The organism is Streptomyces composti (assembly GCF_012034205.1).
Taxonomy (GTDB): domain Bacteria; phylum Actinomycetota; class Actinomycetes; order Streptomycetales; family Streptomycetaceae; genus Streptomyces; species Streptomyces composti.
In genome coordinates this window covers 1-17,637 of sequence record NZ_JAATEM010000001.1, presented here as the reverse complement: position 1 = coordinate 17,637, position 17,637 = coordinate 1, and the positions used below count along the sequence as shown (strand labels likewise).

General features: G+C 72.9%; 19 protein-coding genes. 6 read left to right on the top strand and 13 right to left on the bottom strand.

Going from position 1 to position 17,637, the window contains the following annotated elements; all coding sequences use genetic code 11:
- Positions 1–34: 34 nt before the first annotated feature.
- Complete coding sequence (locus HCJ93_RS00095; RefSeq protein WP_167989965.1) at positions 35–745, bottom strand: TetR/AcrR family transcriptional regulator; 711 nt, start codon at positions 743–745, stop codon at positions 35–37.
- Between the two features lie 156 nt (positions 746–901).
- Between HCJ93_RS00095 and HCJ93_RS00090 the strand changes: the two genes are divergently transcribed.
- Positions 902–1,351 (top strand): nitroreductase family deazaflavin-dependent oxidoreductase, encoded by a 450-nt coding sequence (locus tag HCJ93_RS00090; RefSeq protein WP_167989964.1) that lies wholly within the window; start codon positions 902–904, stop codon positions 1,349–1,351.
- On the opposite strand, the gene HCJ93_RS00085 is transcribed toward HCJ93_RS00090, so the two are convergent.
- Positions 1,341–2,570: a geranylgeranyl reductase family protein gene (locus tag HCJ93_RS00085; RefSeq protein ID WP_167989963.1), complete on the bottom strand. Its 1,230-nt coding sequence runs from the start codon at positions 2,568–2,570 to the stop codon at positions 1,341–1,343. The two genes, HCJ93_RS00090 and HCJ93_RS00085, sit on opposite strands and share 11 nt — an antisense overlap.
- Before the next feature lie 193 nt (positions 2,571–2,763).
- Between HCJ93_RS00085 and HCJ93_RS00080 the strand changes: the two genes are divergently transcribed.
- Positions 2,764–4,125 (top strand): dipeptidase, encoded by a 1,362-nt coding sequence (locus tag HCJ93_RS00080; RefSeq protein WP_167989962.1) that lies wholly within the window; start codon positions 2,764–2,766, stop codon positions 4,123–4,125.
- Between the two features lie 80 nt (positions 4,126–4,205).
- Here the strand turns inward: HCJ93_RS00080 and HCJ93_RS00075 are convergent, their stop codons facing one another.
- The 3 genes from HCJ93_RS00075 to HCJ93_RS00065 form a co-directional block, all read right to left on the bottom strand.
- Positions 4,206–5,249, bottom strand: coding sequence for an NUDIX hydrolase (locus HCJ93_RS00075; protein WP_167989961.1), 1,044 nt, complete (start codon positions 5,247–5,249; stop codon positions 4,206–4,208).
- 143 nt (positions 5,250–5,392) lie between these two features.
- A complete protein-coding gene (locus HCJ93_RS00070) occupies positions 5,393–5,620 on the bottom strand; it encodes a hypothetical protein (protein WP_167989949.1) in 228 nt (75 codons plus the stop codon).
- A 155-nt stretch (positions 5,621–5,775) separates the two neighbouring features.
- Positions 5,776–6,729, bottom strand: coding sequence for an ROK family protein (locus HCJ93_RS00065; protein WP_167989960.1), 954 nt, complete (start codon positions 6,727–6,729; stop codon positions 5,776–5,778).
- A gap of 193 nt (positions 6,730–6,922) precedes the next feature.
- Here HCJ93_RS00065 and HCJ93_RS00060 point away from each other — a divergent pair, with 193 nt between their 5' ends.
- Together HCJ93_RS00060 and HCJ93_RS00055 are read left to right on the top strand one after the other, a co-directional pair.
- Entirely contained in the window at positions 6,923–8,017 is a 1,095-nt protein-coding gene (locus HCJ93_RS00060) for a LacI family DNA-binding transcriptional regulator (RefSeq protein WP_206316629.1), read from the top strand.
- Between the two features lie 7 nt (positions 8,018–8,024).
- Positions 8,025–8,822, top strand: a complete 798-nt coding sequence (locus HCJ93_RS00055; RefSeq protein WP_167989959.1) for a hypothetical protein — start codon at positions 8,025–8,027, stop codon at positions 8,820–8,822.
- On the opposite strand, the gene HCJ93_RS00050 is transcribed toward HCJ93_RS00055, so the two are convergent.
- The 4 genes from HCJ93_RS00050 to HCJ93_RS00035 all read right to left on the bottom strand — a co-directional run bounded on the left by HCJ93_RS00050 (position 8,768) and on the right by HCJ93_RS00035 (position 12,820).
- On the bottom strand, positions 8,768–10,564 hold the full coding sequence (locus HCJ93_RS00050) for a serine/threonine-protein kinase (RefSeq protein WP_167989958.1): 1,797 nt from the start codon (positions 10,562–10,564) through the stop codon (positions 8,768–8,770). The two genes, HCJ93_RS00055 and HCJ93_RS00050, sit on opposite strands and share 55 nt — an antisense overlap.
- A 101-nt stretch (positions 10,565–10,665) precedes the next feature.
- Positions 10,666–10,917, bottom strand: coding sequence for a helix-turn-helix domain-containing protein (locus HCJ93_RS00045; RefSeq protein WP_167989957.1), 252 nt, complete (start codon positions 10,915–10,917; stop codon positions 10,666–10,668).
- Positions 10,917–11,414: a DUF2975 domain-containing protein gene (locus HCJ93_RS00040; RefSeq protein WP_167989956.1), complete on the bottom strand. Its 498-nt coding sequence runs from the start codon at positions 11,412–11,414 to the stop codon at positions 10,917–10,919. Before HCJ93_RS00040 ends, HCJ93_RS00045 begins: the two co-directional genes overlap by 1 nt.
- 101 nt (positions 11,415–11,515) lie before the next feature.
- A complete protein-coding gene (locus tag HCJ93_RS00035; protein WP_167989955.1) occupies positions 11,516–12,820 on the bottom strand; it encodes a DUF6986 family protein in 1,305 nt (434 codons plus the stop codon).
- Between the two features lie 190 nt (positions 12,821–13,010).
- Here HCJ93_RS00035 and HCJ93_RS00030 point away from each other — a divergent pair, with 190 nt between their 5' ends.
- Complete coding sequence (locus tag HCJ93_RS00030; protein ID WP_167989954.1) at positions 13,011–13,916, top strand: endonuclease/exonuclease/phosphatase family protein; 906 nt, start codon at positions 13,011–13,013, stop codon at positions 13,914–13,916.
- 71 nt (positions 13,917–13,987) lie between these two features.
- Here HCJ93_RS00030 and HCJ93_RS00025 read toward each other — a convergent pair whose 3' ends face one another.
- From HCJ93_RS00025 to HCJ93_RS00010, 4 genes are all read right to left on the bottom strand, one after another.
- The gene (locus HCJ93_RS00025) at positions 13,988–14,950 is read right to left on the bottom strand and encodes an electron transfer flavoprotein subunit alpha/FixB family protein (protein ID WP_167989953.1); all 963 of its coding nucleotides are present in this window, start codon (positions 14,948–14,950) and stop codon (positions 13,988–13,990) included.
- 51 nt (positions 14,951–15,001) lie between these two features.
- Positions 15,002–15,790, bottom strand: coding sequence for an electron transfer flavoprotein subunit beta/FixA family protein (locus HCJ93_RS00020; RefSeq protein ID WP_167989952.1), 789 nt, complete (start codon positions 15,788–15,790; stop codon positions 15,002–15,004).
- 243 nt (positions 15,791–16,033) lie between these two features.
- Complete coding sequence (locus HCJ93_RS00015; protein ID WP_167989951.1) at positions 16,034–16,549, bottom strand: flavin reductase family protein; 516 nt, start codon at positions 16,547–16,549, stop codon at positions 16,034–16,036.
- 155 nt (positions 16,550–16,704) lie between these two features.
- A complete protein-coding gene (locus tag HCJ93_RS00010) occupies positions 16,705–17,118 on the bottom strand; it encodes a TlpA family protein disulfide reductase (protein WP_167990364.1) in 414 nt (137 codons plus the stop codon).
- 75 nt (positions 17,119–17,193) lie between these two features.
- On the opposite strand from HCJ93_RS00010, the gene HCJ93_RS00005 reads away from it, so the two are divergent.
- Entirely contained in the window at positions 17,194–17,610 is a 417-nt protein-coding gene (locus tag HCJ93_RS00005; protein ID WP_167989950.1) for a DUF4395 domain-containing protein, read from the top strand.
- The last annotated feature ends 27 nt before the right edge of the window (positions 17,611–17,637 follow it).

The window sequence follows — 17,637 nt, the reverse complement described above, 5'->3', positions numbered from 1 at the left end:
GCGAAGTAGGGGCGCGGGGCCTCCACCAGGTGCTTCAGCCGGTCGTCGCCGGACTCCGGGTCAGCCCCACCGAGTCCGCGAGCCGGCAGGCGGCATGGCGGAAGAAGCACTCGCGGTCCTCCACCACCCGGTGGAACTGGCCGAACACCTCGAAGCCGACCAGCCCGAACAGCTCGGCCCAGGCGGCGACCAGCGCCACCGCGACCGGGGGCGGCAGGTCGGGGGCGAAGTCGGCGGCCATCCGCTCGGCCTCCGGGGTGAGACCGTCCGGCAGCGCGGGCGGGGTGAGGCACGACTCCTGCCGCGCCTCGCGGAGGATCCCGATGAGGGCGAGGGCGACACGGGAGGCGGCCGGGATCGTGGTGCTGGGGGCGGTGTAGCCGGGGACGGGTGTGCCGTAGATCAGGGCGTACTCGTGCGGATGGGCCAGGGCCCAGGCGCGCACCGCTGCGCAGACGGCCACCCAGCGCCCGGCCGGCGGCTCCTGCGACGCCTGCGCCCGGGCGGTCTCCGCCGCCTCGCCGAGGGAGTCGTAGGCGTCGATGATGAGGGCGGTCAGCAGATCGTCGCGGCTGGGGAAGTAGCGGTAGATCGCGGAGGACGCCATGCCGAGTTCACGGGCCACGGCGCGCAGCGACAGCTTGGCGGCTCCCTCCGCGACGAGCTGTCTGCGGGCCTCCTCCTTGATGGCCGCGGTGACTTCGGTCCTGGCCCGGGCGCGGGCGCCGCGCGTGGTGCTGCTCATGGACCCAGTGTCGCACACAGGCGGAGCACTGCACACAAACGAGAGCACTGCTCTTGCTTCGGCCGCCGCAATCCAGCAGACTGCTGCCCATCGGCAAGAGCAGTGCTCACAATCGAGAGCGGCGCTCACACAGAGATCGTCACGTCAGGGGTCCTCATGTCCACGCATGTCATCAAGCCCGGCTGGTTCACCGTCAACGTCATCAACCGGTTCGTCGCCTGGCTCACCCGGCGGGGCGTCAGCGTCTGGGGATCCCGGGTGCTGGCGGTGCGGGGCCGCAAGAGCGGTCAGTGGCGCACCACACCGGTCAACCTGCTGACCGTCGACGGGCGGCAGTACCTCGTCGCGGCGCGCGGCCACGTCCAGTGGACGCACAACATGCGCGCGGCCGGCGGCGGACAGCTCCGCCTCGGCAAGCAGGTGCAGAACTTCACCGCGATCGAGGTCGCCGACGACGACAAGCCGCCGCTGCTGCGCGCCTACCTCAAGCGCTGGAAGGCGGAGGTCGGGGCGTTCTTCAAGGGCGTGGGGCCCGGCTCGTCCGACGCGGAACTGCGCCGGATCGCCCCCGACCACCCGGTCTTCCGGATCACGATCACGGACTGACGGCGTCGTCCTGGCGCCGGTCGAGCAGCGTGAGCGCGCGCTGGGCCATCGGATGCGTCCGCACCAGCTCGCCGAGCGAGGTGGAGCCCTGGGTGACGTCCTTGAACGCCCGCCACGCCGGGCGCAGTCCGGTGAGGGCCATGTGGAACAGGCCGGGACGCCGCTCGAACACCGCCAGCATCCGCTTGCCGACGCTCATCTCGACGCCCAGCCCCGCCTTGACGGCGAAGGTGTAGTTCAGCGCCTGGCGGCGGGTGTCCACGGCGTCGTGCGCCTCTGCGATGCGGACCGCCCACTCCCCCGCCAGGCGGCCCGAGCGCAGCGCGAAGGAGATGCCCTCACGGGTCCACGGCTCCAGCAGCCCGGCCGCGTCCCCGCAGACCAGCACCCGGCCGCGGGACAGCGGCGAGTCGTCGGCCCGGCAGCGCGTCAGATGCCCGGAGGAGATGCTCGGTTCGAAGCCGGCCAGGCCGAGCCGGCCGACGAAGTCCTCCAGATAGCGCTTGGTCGCCGCGCCCTCGCCGCGCCGCGAGATCACGCCGACGGTGAGTGTGTCGCCCTTGGGGAAGACCCAGCCGTAACTGCCGGGCAGCGGGCCCCAGTCGATGAGGATGCGCCCCTTCCAGTCCTCCGCGACGGTGTCCGGAACCGGGATCTCCGCCTCGAGACCCAGGTCCACCTGGTCGACCTTCACTCCCACATGGGCGCCTATGCGGCTGGCGCTGCCGTCGGCGCCGACGACCGCCCGGGAGAGGATCGTCTCACCGCCCTGCAGCACCACCGCGACCGTGCGCCGGTCGGGCACCGCCGCACCGTGCTGCTCCACCCGCTGCACGGTGGCGCCGGTGCGCAGCTCGGCGCCCGCCTTCTGCGCGAACTCCACCAGCTGCTGGTCGAACTCGGGCCGGTTCACCAGCCCGAAGAGCATGTGGCGGGAGCGCCGGGTGCGGGTGAAGCGGCCGTTGTGGGAGAACGTCACCGCGTGCACCCGGTCCTTCAGCGGCAGGTCGAAGCCGGGCGGGAGGGCATCGCGCGAGGGGCCGACGATGCCGCCGCCGCAGGTCTTGTAGCGCGGCAGCTCCGCCTTCTCCAGCAGCAACACGCGCCGGCCGGCGACCGCCGCCGCATACGCGGCCGAGGCCCCCGCGGGTCCCGCGCCCACCACGACGACGTCCCACACCTGGCGCTCGCCGTCCGCTGAAGAGTTCTCGCTGGTCACGATGGTCTACCGCTCCGATCTAGCCGCCTGCCGTGCGTCCTGTCGCATCCTACGGCGACGATCGCCGCAGGTCGCTGTGGGAGGATCGGCGGTGTGGGTGCCCCCTACACGGGACCAGCCACCCATATCGCACGATCATGCCGTGCCCACACGTACGCAGTAGGACAACGTCGCACCCACAAGGAGCGTGCCCATGTCGTCGAATCCGGTCGCCGCGACCGTCGCCTCGCTGATGCCGAGGGCGAAGGAAGAGCTCGCCGAACTGGTGGCGTTCAAGTCGGTGGCGGACTTCGGCCAGTTCCCGCGCAGCGAGAGCGAGGGCGCCGCCCGCTGGATCGCCGACGCGCTCACCGCCGAGGGCTTCACGGACGTGGCTCTGCTCGACACCCCCGACGGCACCCAGTCGGTGTACGGCTACCTGCCCGGTCCCGAGGGCGCCAGGACCGTCCTCCTGTACGCCCACTACGACGTGCAGCCGCCGCTGGACGAGGCTGCCTGGGCGACGCCGCCGTTCGAGCTGACCGAGCGGGACGGCCGCTGGTACGGGCGCGGCGCGGCCGACTGCAAGGGCGGCCTCATCATGCATCTGCTGGCACTGCGTGCGCTCAAGGCGAACGGCGGAGTACCCGTCAACGTCAAGATGATCGTGGAGGGTTCGGAGGAGCAGGGCACGGGCGGCCTGGAGCGGTACGCCGAGGCCCGTCCCGAACTGCTGAGGGCCGACACCGTGGTCATCGGCGACACCGGCAACTTCCGGGCCGGCCTGCCCACGGTCACCTCCACCCTGCGCGGCATGACCATGCTGCGGGTCCGCATCGACACCCTTCAGGGCAATCTGCACTCCGGTCAGTTCGGCGGGGCCGCACCCGACGCCCTGGCCGCGCTGGTGCGCGTCCTCGACTCCCTGCGCGCCGAGGACGGCAGCACCACCATCGACGGACTCGCCGCCGACGCCGCCTGGGACGGACTGCAGTACGACGAGGAGCAGTTCCGCAGGGACGCCAAGGTGCTGGACGGGGTCGAGCTGATCGGCTCCGGCACGGTCGCCGACCGCATCTGGGCGCGCCCGGCCGTCACCGTGCTCGGCATCGACTGCCCGCCGGTGGTCGGCGCCACCCCGTCCGTGCAGGCGAGCGCCCGCGCGCTGATCAGCCTGCGCGTGCCGCCGGGCGTCGACGCGACCGAGGCGACCAAGCTGCTCCAGGCACACCTGGAGGCCCACACCCCGTGGGGTGCGCGGATCAGCACCGAGCAGGTCGGCCAGGGCCAGGCCTTCCGCGCGGACACCTCCTGCCCCGCCTACCGCGCCATGGCCGACGCGATGGCCGTCGCCTACCCGGGCCAGGAACTCCAGTACGCCGGCCAGGGCGGCTCCATCCCCCTCTGCAACACCCTCGCCGCGCTGTACCCCGACGCGGAGATCCTCCTCATCGGACTGAGCGAACCGGAGGCCCAGATCCACGCCGTCAACGAGAGCGTCTCCCCCGAGGAACTCGAACGCCTCTCCGTCGCCGAGGCCCACTTCCTCCGCAACTACGCGAACAGCTCCGCCTGATCACCCGGCCCCGCTGCCCGCGGCCGGTCCTGCCGGCCGCGGGCGGCGGGGCGTCCGCGGCTGCGGGCAGCCGTGCCGCCCTACCCCACGGGCACCCCCGCTTCCAGGTACGCCGCCTTCCCCCGCTCCCGCGCCCGAAGCGCCTGCCGCAACCGCTCGTACCTCACCGGCGGCAACAGCTCCGCCGCCTCCACCTCACTCGCGAACCGCCACTCCCGCAGCTCCGGCCCCGGCAGCAGCAGCCGCCCCGCATCCTCCGCCGCGAGCCGCCCCCCGTCGAACAACAACCGCAGCCCCCCGAACCCGGGCGGCGCGGGCGGCTCCCAGTCCACCACCAGCAACGCCGGCACCTCCGCCAGCCTGATCCCCGTCTCCTCGGCGACCTCCCGCATCCCGGCCCGCGCCGGCGCCTCCCCCGGCTCCACCACACCTCCGGGAAACTCCCACCCCGCCTTGTACGTCGGATCGACGAGCAGCACCCGGTCCTCCTCGTCGAACAGGAGCACCCCCGCCGCCACGGTCTCCGCCGTGGGCTCGGGCGTCTGCACGATGTCGCACACCGGCACCGCCCCGCTGCGCACCGTCTCCGCGATCCGCACCGCCGCGTCGTACGGGCTCATCGCCCCCGTGTCCACCGGGTACGCATCCGCCGTCAGCCAGGAGGCGAGCGCGGCCTTGTAGGGCTCGATGTGGTCGTAGGACCACTGACGTATCCGTATCTCCGCGTCGGGCATCTCCGCAGGCACCTCACGCCCGGCTATCCGCTCGCGCAGGATCGTTTCCGCCGGGGCCAGAAGCACATGCCGGACGGGTATCCGCCGAGCCGCGAGGCCCCCGAAGATCTCGTCGCGGTAGTCCTGGCGCAGCAGGGTCATGGGGACCACGAGGGTCCCGCCGAGCTCGGTGAGCATCGCGGCTGCCGTGTCGATGACGAGACGGCGCCAGATGGGGAGGTCCTGGTAGTCGCCGACCTCGGCGAGGCGTTTGGGCGGCAGCAGATGCGCGAGTGCCCCGCCGATGACCTCGGGGTCGAAGAGCGTGCTGTTCGGGATCAGCTCGATCAGTTCCCGTGCGGTGGTGGTCTTCCCCGCACCGAACGCACCGTTGATCCAGACCACGGTCACGGTTCCCCCTCTTCTGTTGGCCCCCAGAGGCTTGCCCGCTCCACCCTGCCATGGAAACCAGCCCCAGTTGAGAACGCATCACGACGGCGCCGGCGCCCCGAGGGGGAGGGGCGCCGGCGCCGTCGCAGTCGTGCCGGGAGTCGTCAGCCCCTGGCCTTCTTGGCCGGCTTCTTGGTGGCCTTCTTGGCCGCTTCCTTGGTCGAGTAGTCCAGGTTCAGGCTCTCGGTGTCGACCGCCTGGTCGAGGGTGTTGAGGGCGTCCTTGACGCCGATCCCCTCCAGGCCTTCACCGGCCGCGTGCGAAGGGGTGACCGCCGCGACGACGAATCCGGTGGCGAGGGAGGCGATGGCCAGCATGCTGCGCTTCTTCATACCCGCCTCAACGGCCGGAACGGCCCCGGGGTCACGCGCCGATTCCGGAAGCCGGGCCGCACGGACCGGGCAGGCCCGCCCGCCGCCCGCCGCAACGGACCGGAAGAGGCCGTTCTTTCAGCTTTCGGGCTCCTCGATCCCAGCCCCCGGCCCCCTCAGACCCCCGCCGCCGCGGCATCCGGCCTCCGCGCCAGCACCGCCGCGGCCGCGCCCACCAGCCCCGCATCCGTGCCCATCTGCGCCGGAGCCACCGCGAGACGCCGGACGAACGACAGCGTGGCGTAGTCGGTGAGGGCCTTGCGCAGCGGGGCGAGGAGGATCTCGCCGGCCTTGCCCACTCCCCCGCCGATCACCGCGATGTCGATCTCCACGAGCGTCGCCGTCGCCGCGATGCCCGCGGCCAGCGCCCGGGCGGCCCGTTCGAAGGAGGCGACGGCCACCGGGTCCCCGGCCCGCGCGGCGGCGGCCACCGCGACGGCGGAGGTGTCCCCGTCCGGGCCGGGCCGCCAGCCGTCCTCCAGGGCGCGGCGGGCGATGTTGGGGCCGCTGGCTATGCGCTCGACGCAGCCGCGCGAGCCGCAGGGGCACGGGTCGCCGTCCAGGTCGACGCTGATGTGACCGATGTGGCCCGCGTTGCCGGTGGGGCCGGCGTGGAGGGTGCCGTCCAGGACGAGGCCGCCGCCGACCCCGGTGGAGACCACCATGCACAGGGCGTTGTCGTGGCCGCGGGCCGCGCCCTGCCAGTGCTCGGCAGCCGTGATGGCCACCCCGTCGCCGATCAGCTCGACGGGCAGCCCGCCGGCCGCCTCCCGGACGCGGGCGACCAGCGGGTAGTCGCGCCAGCCGGGAACGTTCACGGGGCTCACGGTGCCGGCGGAGGCGTCCACCGGGCCCGCGCTGCCGATCCCGACGGCCGAGACGCCCTCCCACAGCGGGGAGGCGGTGAGCTCGCCGAGGACGGCCGCCACCGCCCGCATCACGGTCTCCCCGTCCTCCCGGGCGGGTGTCGGCCGCTGGGCGCGCACGAGGATCCGGCCCCGGCCGTCCACCAGTGCGCCGGCGATCTTGGTCCCGCCGATGTCGAGCGCGGCCACGAGGTCGGTGTGCATCAGTGTCGGATCTCCCCGTCGAGAACATGAGAAAACACCCGGAAAGGACCACGCGCGGCCAGGGGCCGCACATGGGGCGGACCGCACCCCGTCCCGCCGGGTTGCGCGGGCCGGAGTGAGCGGTGAACAGTGTCTCTTGCTCTGACAACGTTGTCCAGGCTCTATGCTCGACGCCACATCCTCATACAACCCCATGGACCTACGCATCCCCGTGGACGACAGGACAGGACAGCTCATCGTGCCGGAGACGCCCCGCCGCACCGACCGCCGCCCAGCGAACCGTTACGGCAACCGGCCGACCATGAAGGACGTGGCCGCCCGCGCGGGGGTGGGCCTGAAGACGGTGTCGCGGGTGGTCAACGGCGAGCCCGGTGTAACGCCGGAGACCGAGCGGCGCGTGCAGGAGGCCATCGACGCCCTGGGCTTCCGGCGCAACGACAGCGCCCGGGTGCTGCGCAAGGGCCGCACCGCCAGCATCGGCCTGGTCCTGGAGGATCTCGCCGACCCGTTCTACGGGCCGCTGAGCCGGGCGGTCGAGGAGGTGGCCCGCGCCCACGGGGCGCTGCTGATCAACGGCTCCAGCGCGGAGGACCCGGACCGCGAGCAGGAGCTGGTCCTGGCGCTGTGCGCCCGCCGGGTGGACGGTCTCGTGGTGATTCCGGCGGGTGACGACCACCGGTATCTGGAGCCGGAGCTCAAGGCGGGCGTCGCCACCGTGTTCGTGGACCGTCCGGCCGGGAGGATCGACGCGGACGTCGTCCTGTCGGACAACTTCGGCGGCGCCCGGGACGGAGTGGCGCATCTGATCGCGCACGGCCACCGCCGGATCGGCTTCATCGGGGACATGCCCCGCATCCACACCGCGGCCGAGCGGCTGCGCGGCTACCGGGCGGCGATGGCGGACGCGGGCATACCGGTGGCGGACTCCTGGATGTCGCTGGGCATCACCGACCCCGGGCGGGTGCGCCGGGCGGCCGAGGAGATGCTGTCGGGGCCCGAGCCGGTCACCGCGATCTTCACCGGCAACAACCGGGTGACGGTCACGGTGATCCGGGTGCTGGCCGAGCAGTCCCGCCGGGTCGCGCTGGTCGGCTTCGACGACATCGAGCTGGCCGATCTGCTGCAGCCGGGTGTGACGGTGGTCGCCCAGGACGCCGCGGCGCTCGGCCGGACCGCGGCGGAGCGGCTGTTCGCGCAGCTGGACGGCACGCTGATCAAGCCCGAGCGCATCGAGCTGCCGACCCGGCTGATCACGCGGGGCTCGGGCGAGCTTCCGCCGGAGGACTGAGCCGGACATGCGCGCGGGGGACCGCACGCTCGAGGCGCTGGGGCTGGCCGAGGCGCCCCGGGAGCACCCGCTGCTGTATCCGGGCGCGTGGCCCGAGGACTCGGGGCTGCTGGACGGGGACCGGCTGCTGCCGCTGGACCGGCTGGTGCACGAGGAGCGGACGCCGGTGCTGGCGATCGGCTCCAACGCCTGCCCGGGACAGCTGCGGTACAAGATGGCCGGGTCCGGCATCACCGCGCCGGTCCCGATGGTGCGGGCCCGGGTGACGGGTGTCGACGTCGGGGGCTCCGCCCATGTCAGCCGGGCCGGGTACGTGTCGGCGTCCCCGGTGGCCGCGCCGGGTGTGGAGCGGGACCTTTTCGTGCTGTGGCTGGACGCCGAGCAGCTGGCGGTGATCGACGCCAGCGAGGGCGTGCCCCGGCCGCACGGCAACTACCGGCGGGCCTGGCTGCCCTCCTCCGTCGCGCGCATCGAGCTGGCGGACGGCACGGTACTGCCCGGCGCCCATGCGTACGTCAACCGGCACGGTGTGCTGCACGACGGCACCGGACGGCCCCGTACCCGTCCCGGGCAGCAGCGGGCGCTGCTCACCGAGTTGCTGCTGCAGTCCCCGGCGCTGCGGGAGCTGTTCGGCGCGACGGCTGAGCAGTTCAGTGCGCGGGCCCGCGCCGACGCGGAGCTGTGTGCCCGGGGCACCCGGCTGTTCGCCGAGGAGAAGCGGGTGACGGCTTCCGGTCTCGAGCCGTTCTGTCAGCAGTGGGGCAGCCCGGGCACCGGAGCGTCGTTGTCGCCGCCCCTGATGTAGACGTCGCTGACCCAGACGTCGGTGTTGCCGCTGTCGTCGTCGGTCTTCGCCCACCAGACGTTGGTCCACTGGCCATGGGTCTCGCGGCGGCCCAGGTTCTTCTGGCAGTAGAAGTAGTTGGTGCCCGCGTTGAGGATGCCGGCCTCGGTGCCGGCGGCGGTGTAGGACTTGGCGGTGCGCCAGACCTGGCAGTTGTACCTGCCGCTGCCGATGGGGTGGCAGACGGGGGCCTGGGTGGTGGGATCGCTGCCGCCTCCCCCGTCTCCCCCGCCGCCACCGGCGCCGTCGTCCGTCGGGTCCGTGTCGGGCTCGTCCTTCGGTGTGGAGTCCCGGGTGGGTCCGGCGGTGTCCCGGTCCTTGACCTCCTCGGGGTTCCCGGGCCTTCCGGAGGGCGACGTGCCGGCCGTCTCGCCGCGCTCCTCCTCGGGGCTCTGCGACCGGCCCGATTCGTCCGGCAGGGTGGCCCGGCCGGAGGATCCGGTCTCCCGCGCGCCCGGGTCGCCCATCTGCTCGCTCGCCCGGGTCTCGTTCCCGTCGTTGAGCAGGGCCACCGTCGTGCCGGCGGTGGCGAGCACCACGGCGACGGCGACCGCGGCGAGCAGCACCCGGCCTCTGCGGCGGGAGCGGGAGCCGGTGTCCATGGGCCCGGTGGGCGCGGTCGCGGCAGCGGCGGGCGGGTGCGCGGCACCGGCGCCCGCGGCGGGGTGCGCCCCGGGGCCGGCCTGGCCGTAGCCCTGGTCGTGGGCCGGTGCTGCGGGCGGCTGCTGCGGCGGGCCGAAGCCCGGCGGGACGGCGGGGGTGACGCGTTCGGTCTCCGTGCGGGTGGCCGAGGGCGCCGAAGTCCCCGAGGAGCGCAGGGCCGCCGTCGCGGCGTCGTCCAGGGGGGTGCCGTGCGCGACGGCCTCCAGAAGGCGCCGGGCCTCGTCGGCGTCCGGCCGGGACTCGGGCCGCTTGTCCATCAGCATCCGCAGGACCGGGGTGAGCGGTCCGGCGCGGCGGGGCTCCGGCAGCGGTTCGCCGACGATCGCGGTGAGGGTGGAGAAGGTCGAGGTGCGGCGGAAGGGCGAGGAGCCCTCGACGGCCGCGTAGAGGGTGGCGCCCAGGGCCCAGACGTCGGAGGCGGGGCCCGGGTCGGCGCCCTGGGCCCGCTCGGGCGCCAGGTAGTCGAGGGAGCCGACGATCTCACCGCTGCGGGTGAGGTGGGTGGCCGAGCCGTCGCCGGGGTCGTCCATGGTGGCGATGCCGAAGTCGGTGAGCACCACACGGCCGGAGCGGTCCAGCAGGATGTTGCCGGGCTTGACGTCGCGGTGCAGTACACCGACGCGGTGGGCGGCGGCCAGCGCGTCCATCACCTTGGCTCCGATGCCCGCCGCCTCGCGGGCGTCCAGGGTGCCGCGTTCGCGGAGCACGTCGTCCAGGGACGGCCCGTCGACCAGCTCCATGACGATCAGCGGCCGGCCGTCCACCTCGGCGATGTCGTGCACCGCGATGACCCCGGGGTGGCGCACCCTGGCCGCCGCGCGTGCCTCGCGCTGCATCCGCAGCCGCAGATCGGCCAGTTCGGGTCCGGCCGCGTCGGTGTAGGTGCGCAGCTCCTTCAGCGCCACCTCGCGGCCGAGGACCTCGTCGACCGCCTTCCAGACCACCCCCATGCCGCCGCGGCCCAGTTGCTGTGTGATCCGGTACCGGCCGGCCAGCACCCGCCCGGTCCCGTACGCCTGTCCGTGCTCCCCCGATGACACCGCTCCGCCCCGTTCCTGTGACACCTCAGATCGTGCGTGGCGTACAGCCTAAAGGGCCCCGGCGGGTACGGGGCTCGGCGGTCCCGGCTGTGACGGAGCCGCTACCGTGTCCCCGGCACACCGGCCTCGGGCCGGGACGCGGGCTCCTCGTCCGGCTCGTGGCGCAGCAGGTCTCCGGGCTGGCAGTCGAGCGCCTCGCACAGCGCGGCGAGGGTGGTGAAACGCACCGCCTTGGCGCGGCCGTTCTTCAGCACCGCGAGGTTGGCGGGGGTGATGCCGACACGCTCGGCCAGTTCACCGACGGACATCTTCCGCCGGGCGAGCATCACGTCGATGTCGACGACGATCGGCATCAGATCACCTCGGCCAGTTCGGCCCTCATCCGCGTCGCCTCCGCCTCGCGGGCGACGGCCTGGGCGAGCAGCATGCGCAGGACCAGCACGACGAGCGCGATGCCGAAGACCGCGAGCCCGACACCGCCCACCAGGAGGACGATGCCGGGAGCGACGGCCTCGCCCGGCGCCAGGACCGCGCCGAGTGCGAACACCAGGAGCGCGGCGGCGGCGAAGGCGCCGATCACGATGTGGACGTAGCGGAAGGCCGCGTGGGAGAAGACCGTGCCGCGGCGCACCATGGTGACCAGCCGCCAGACGCAGACCAGGACGATCTGGGCGGTCACCACGCCCAGTACGACGATCAGCAGGACCGGACCGGCCAGCCGGGCCACCTCTTCGTCCAGCCCCTTCAGGTCACTGGCGAGCAGCGGCACCATCACCGCCTGGACGAACAACGAGCCGGCCAGCAGCACCACGATCACCGCGCGCAGGGCGAGCACCGTCAGTTTCCCCATCGCCGGACCTCCCATCGAACCACGATGGGAATCTATCGAGATTCGATATGCGCCGGCAAGCCGGGGCGGCGAGACCTCTCCCGGTGCGCGGGAGGCGCGGGCTACTGCGCGGAGGCCGTGAGGTCGCCGCGCCGGGGTGCCGCGAAGCCCTCGAGGTCGGCGCGGGTGAGGCCGGAGAGCCGGGCGACCTCGGCGGTGTCCAGCGCGCCGCAGTCCAGGCCGCGCAGCAGATACCCGCTGAGGGCCTTGGCGGTGGCGGGCTCGTCCATGATGTCGCCGCCGGCGCGGCCGGCGTAGCGGGCGAGGCGTCCCGCCGCCTGCTCGAAGCCCTCCCGGTAGAAGGCGAAGACGGCCGCGTAGCGGGTGGGCAGGTGGCCGGGGTGCATGTCCCAGCCCTGGTAGTAGGCGCGGGCGAGGGCGCGGCGGGTGAGGCCGTAGTGGAGCCGCCAGGCGGCGTGGACCTTCTCCGTGGGGCCGACCGGCAGGACGTTGGTGGAGCCGTCGGAGACGCGCACGCCGGTGCCGGCCGCGGCGACCTGCATGACGGCCTTGGCGTGGTCGGCGGCGGGGTGGTCGCTGGCCTGGTGGGCGGCGGAGACGCCGAGGCAGGCGCTGTAGTCGAAGGTGCCGTAGTGCAGCCCGGTGGCCCGTCCCTCGGCGGCCTGGATCATCCGGGCGACGGTGGCGGTGCCGTCGGCGGCGAGGATGGCCTGGCTGGTCTCGATCTGGATCTCGAAGCCGATCCGGCCCGGCTCCAGGCCGTGCGTCTTCTCGAAGGCGTCGAGCAGCCGCGCCATGGCGGTGACCTGCTCGGCGTAGGTGACCTTGGGCAGGGTCAGGACCAGGCCGTCCGGCAGGCCGCCGGCCTGCATCAGGCCGGTGAGGAAGATGTCGAGGGTCCGGATGCCCCGGTCGCGCACGGCGGCCTCCATGCACTTCATCCGGATACCCATGCAGGGGGCGGCCGTGCCGTTCCGGCAGGCCTCGGCGATCAGCCGTGCGGCGCGGGCCGCGGTCTCGTCCTCCTCGGCGTCGGGACGGTTGCCGTAGCCGTCCTCGAAGTCCACCCGCAGGTCCTCGACGGGTTCGCGTTCGAGCTTGGCGCGCACCCGGCCGTAGACGTCCTCGGCGAGGGCCGCGTCGAGTCCGAGGACGGCGGCGAAGGAGGCGGCGTCGGGGGCGTGTTCGTCGAGGGCGGCGAGCGCCTGGTCGCCCCAGGACCGGATGGTGCCGGCCGTGAAGACGTCGCCGGGAACGTAGACGGTGTGGACGGGCTGACGGGTGCCGGGGTCCCCGGGGTAGCGGCGCTCCAGCTCGGCGTCGACCGGCGCGAGGGAGGCGCTGATCTCCTCGCTGACGGCACCCGAGAGGCTCGTCGCCACCCGCTCCTGCTGACCCTGCCCCATTCCTCACCCTCCTGGTTTCCGTTATACGGAATCAATAATCCGCAGAATGAAGTTATCTGCCGCCCCGCCGCCGGTCAACACCGTCTCACCCCGAGATCCACTCCGCCTTCTCGGCATGTTCACGTTCATCTGGCACCGTCGGACCAGCAGCGCACGGCCCCGACCGACGCGAACAGAAAGGCAGAGCCTGGTGCCACACCACCCCCGAGTCACCCGCCGCACGGGACCGAGGTCCGCACCGGCCGCCTCCGACGCCCTTCCGCTCTCCAGTACAGCACTGTCGTCCGCGCCCGCCGTCGCGGCGGAGGGAGCGGACGACCGTCCCCTGGAGGTGATGTCGTTCAACCTGCGCTACGCGAGCGACGCGGAGCCGCACAGCTGGGCCACCCGCAGGCCGGTCATGCGACGGCTGCTGCGCCAGGAACGCCCGCATGTCATCGGCACCCAGGAGGGCCTGTACCCGCAGCTGCGCGACATCGAGGCCGATCTGGGCCCGGACCACGACTGGATCGGCACCGGACGCGCGGGCGGCAGCCGGGACGAGTTCATGGCCGCCTTCTACGACACCCGCCGGCTCGAGCCGCTGGAGTTCGAGCACTTCTGGCTCTCCGGCACCCCGTACGTGATTGCCTCCAGGACCTGGGGCAACGCCTGGGTCCGCATGGTCACCTGGGTCCGCTTCCGCGATCTCGGCGGCGGGCGGGAGTTCGTCCTGCTCAACACCCACCTGGACAACGCCAGTCAGTACGCCCGCGAACGGGCCGCCCGCCTCGTCGTGGAGCACATCGGGAAGATGGACCGGTCGCCGCCCGTGCTGGTGACCGGCGACTTCAATGTGCCCGCCCACGGCAACCCGGTCTACGACACGATGCTCTCCGCCGGTCTGGCCGACACCTGGGACGCGGCGGCCGAGCGGAGCGAGCTGTACGGCACCTTCCACGACTACCGGCCGCCGGTGCCGGGCGGCGACCGCATCGACTGGATCCTGGCCACCCCCGGCGTCACCGTGCACCGGGCGGCGATCAACACCTTCACCGCGGACGGGCAGTACCCCAGTGATCATCTGCCGGTGCAGGCCACGCTGACCCTGGCGTGAGCGAACCCCCGGCACGAGCGAGGCCCCCGCGGCCATGACGGTCGCGGGGGCCTGCTGCGGCTGCGGGGGGCTCAGCCCTTGCGGGCCTTGACCTCCTCGGTGAGCTGCGGCACGACGTCGAACAGGTCGCCGACGACGCCGTAGTCGACCAGGTCGAAGATCGGGGCCTCGGGGTCCTTGTTGATGGCCACGATGGTCTTCGAGGTCTGCATACCGGCCCGGTGCTGGATCGCGCCGGAGATACCGGCGGCGATGTACAGCTGCGGCGAGACCGACTTGCCGGTCTGGCCGACCTGGTTGGTGTGCGGGTACCAGCCGGCGTCGACGGCGGCACGCGAGGCACCGACGGCCGCGCCGAGCTCGTCGGCGAGGGCCTCGATGATCGCGAAGTTCTCGGCGCCGTTGACGCCACGGCCGCCGGAGACCACGATCGCGGCCTCGGTCAGCTCGGGACGGCCGGTCGACTCGCGCGGCGTGCGGCCGGTGACCTTGGTGCCGGTCGCCTTGTCGGAGAAGGTCACCGACAGGGCCTCGACCGTACCCGCGGCCGGGGCGGGCTCCACGGCGGCCGAGTTCGGCTTGACCGTGATGACCGGGGTGCCCTTGGACACACGGGACTTGGTGGTGTAGGAGGCGGCGAACACCGACTGGGTGGCCACCGGGCCCTCGTCGCCGGCCTCGAGGTCGACGGCGTCGGTGATGATGCCGGAGCCGATGCGCAGCGCCAGACGGGCGGCGATCTCCTTGCCCTCGGCGGAGGACGGGACCAGCACGGCGGCCGGGGAGACCGAGTCGACGGCGGCCTGCAGCGCGTCCACCTTCGGCACGACCAGGTACTCGGCGTACTCGGCGGCCTCGTGAGTGAGGACCTTCACCGCGCCGTGCTCGGCCAGCGTGGCGGCGGTGTCACCGGCGCCGTTGCCGAGGGCGACGGCGACGGGGTCGCCGATGCGGCGGGCGAGGGTCAGCAGCTCCAGCGTGGGCTTGCGGACGGCGCCGTCCACGTGGTCGACGTAGACGAGAACTTCAGCCATGGGATTGCACTCCTGCGTAGCGAAGATGAGGGACGGTCAGCGAACTCGGGCTCAGATGAACTTCTGGCCCGCGAGGAACTCGGCGAGCTGCTTGCCGCCCTCGCCCTCGTCCTTGACGATCGTGCCCGCGGTGCGGGCCGGACGCTCCGCGGCCGACACGACCGTGGTGTAGGCGTTCTCCAGGCCGACCTCGTCGGCGTCGATGTCCAGGTCGGACAGGTCCCAGGACTCCACCGGCTTCTTCTTCGCAGCCATGATGCCCTTGAAGGACGGGTAGCGGGCCTCGCCCGACTGGTCGGTGACCGACACGACCGCCGGCAGGGAGGCCTCGAGCTGCTCGGAGGCGGCGTCGCCGTCGCGGCGGCCGGTGACCTTGCCGTCCTCGACCGACACCTCGGACAGCAGCGTCACCTGCGGCACGCCGAGGCGCTCCGCGAGCAGCGCCGGGACGACGCCCATGGTGCCGTCGGTGGAGGCCATACCGGAGATCACCAGGTCGTAGCCGGCCTTCTCGATGGCCTTGGCCAGGACCAGGGAGGTGCCGATGGCGTCGGTGCCGTGCAGGTCGTCGTCCTCCACGTGGATCGCCTTGTCGGCGCCCATGGACAGCGCCTTGCGCAGCGCGTCCTTGGCGTCCTCGGGACCCACGGTCAGGACGGTGACCTCCACGTCGTCGTCGGAGTTCTCCGAGATCTGCAGCGCCTGCTCGACCGCGTACTCGTCCAGCTCGGAGAGCAGACCGTCCACGTCGTCACGGTCGACGGTCAGGTCATCGGCGAAGTGCCGGTCGCCAGTGGCGTCGGGCACGTACTTCACAGTGACAACGATCCTCAAGCTCACGCCGGCTCTCCTACTGCATCGTCATTTCTGGCTGCCTGTCTTGCAGGCAGCATAGGCACCTGAAGGGGGTGATCCCGGTCGGGGCGACCCGCGCTCCGCACATCAGGTTACTCGCCAGTACACCCAGTTCGTTACGCGCCAGTACACCGAGTTCGTCTCCGCTAAGCAAGCGCTTTGAACTGTGACCTTTGCAACGCAGCGTAACCGGAACTGGACGCGCACGCAGCGCGGGAGGCGAGCGGCTCAGTCCCGCAGACCGTGGTAGCGGCCGTGGTGGTACAGCAGGGGACGCCCGGGGCGGGCGGGGTCGCCGGGGTCGCCGAGCAGCACCTCGGCGATCACGATGCGGTGATCCCCGGCCGGGACCCGGGCCACGACCCGGCACACCGTCCAGGCCAGCACTCCGTGCAGCAGCGGCACCCCCTCCGGCCCGTCCCACCAGGCCGTGCCCGGCCCGAAGCGGTCGGCGCCGGGGCGGGCGAAGGTGACCGCCAGGTCCTGCTGGTCCTCGGCGAGCACATGGACGCCGACATGGTCACCCGTGGCTATCACCGGCCAGCTCGAGCTCGCGGTGCCGATGCCGAACGAGAGCATCGGCGGGTCCGCGGAGACGGAGGCGAGGGAGGTGGCGGTGAAGCCCACCGGCCCCGAGGCGCCGCGCGCAGTGATCACCGCCACACCCGCCGCGTGCCGCCGGAACACGGAGCGCAGCAGATCGGGCGAGGCGGGCCGGGCGTGGGTGGCGGGCGGGGCCGTCATGGAACTGTCCTTCCGCGGGAGACGGGGCGAGGGAGCGGGTACCCGCGACGGGCGAAGGAGTTCCGAGGACATGCCGTCAGGCTGACGATGTGCGGAATGCCCCGTCAAGTCGGCCCTGTGAGGTGGGAGATGACTCACTGCGGGCCCGCGGGACGTCATACGGCCTCGCCGAGGGCGGCGATCACATCGGCCTTGCGGGGCTGTCCGGTGGCGCGGCGCACCACCCGGCCGCCGGCGTCGAGGACCAGCACGGTGGGCGTCCTGAGGATGTCGAGGCGGCGCACCAGGGCGAGGTTGTCCTCGGCGTCGATCTCGACGTGCGCGACGCCGGGGACCATGCCGGCCACCTCCGCAAGCACCCGGCGGGTCGCCCGGCAGGGGGCGCAGAAGGCGCTGGAGAACTGCACCAGCGTGGCCCGTTCGCCCAGCTCGGCGCCCAGCTCCTCGGCCGCCAGCCGGCTGCCCTCGTCCCGCGCGCGCACCCGCACCCTCCCGCTCCGCCGCCGCTGCAGCACTCCGAAGGTGCTCGCCGCGGCGAGCACCAGCACACACACCACCAGTCCGGTCACACCAGCTAGAAGCATTCACACAACCGCAAAGATTCCCGCCCCCGCCCTGAGCCTTCCGTGCGGAATGCTTGATTCATGGACATCGATGCGAGGGGGCCCCGCTTCGGGGCGGCGGTGACGACCGTGGTGCTTGCGGTCGTCATGATCACCGGGAACGCATGGCTGCTGGCCTGGCAGACGCTGGCGTTCGCCTGCGGCGCGGCGGGCGGGGTGGGCCGGTCGCCGTACGGCTGGCTGTACCGGAAGGCGGTCCGGCCGCGGCTGGGACCGCCCACGCGGTTCGAGGCTCCGCAGCCGCCGCGGTTCGCGCAAGCGGTCGGCCTCGTCTTCGCCGTGACCGGCCTCATCGGCTTCGTCGCGGGCCCCGGCTGGCTGGGCCTGGCCGCCACCGGGGCGGCGCTCGCGGCGGCCTTCCTCAACGCGGTGTTCGGCTACTGCCTGGGCTGCGAGATGTACCTGCTGACGCGGCGGCTGACGGCCCGCGCGGGATGACGGCTGCGCAAAGATCCGAGGCGGGCC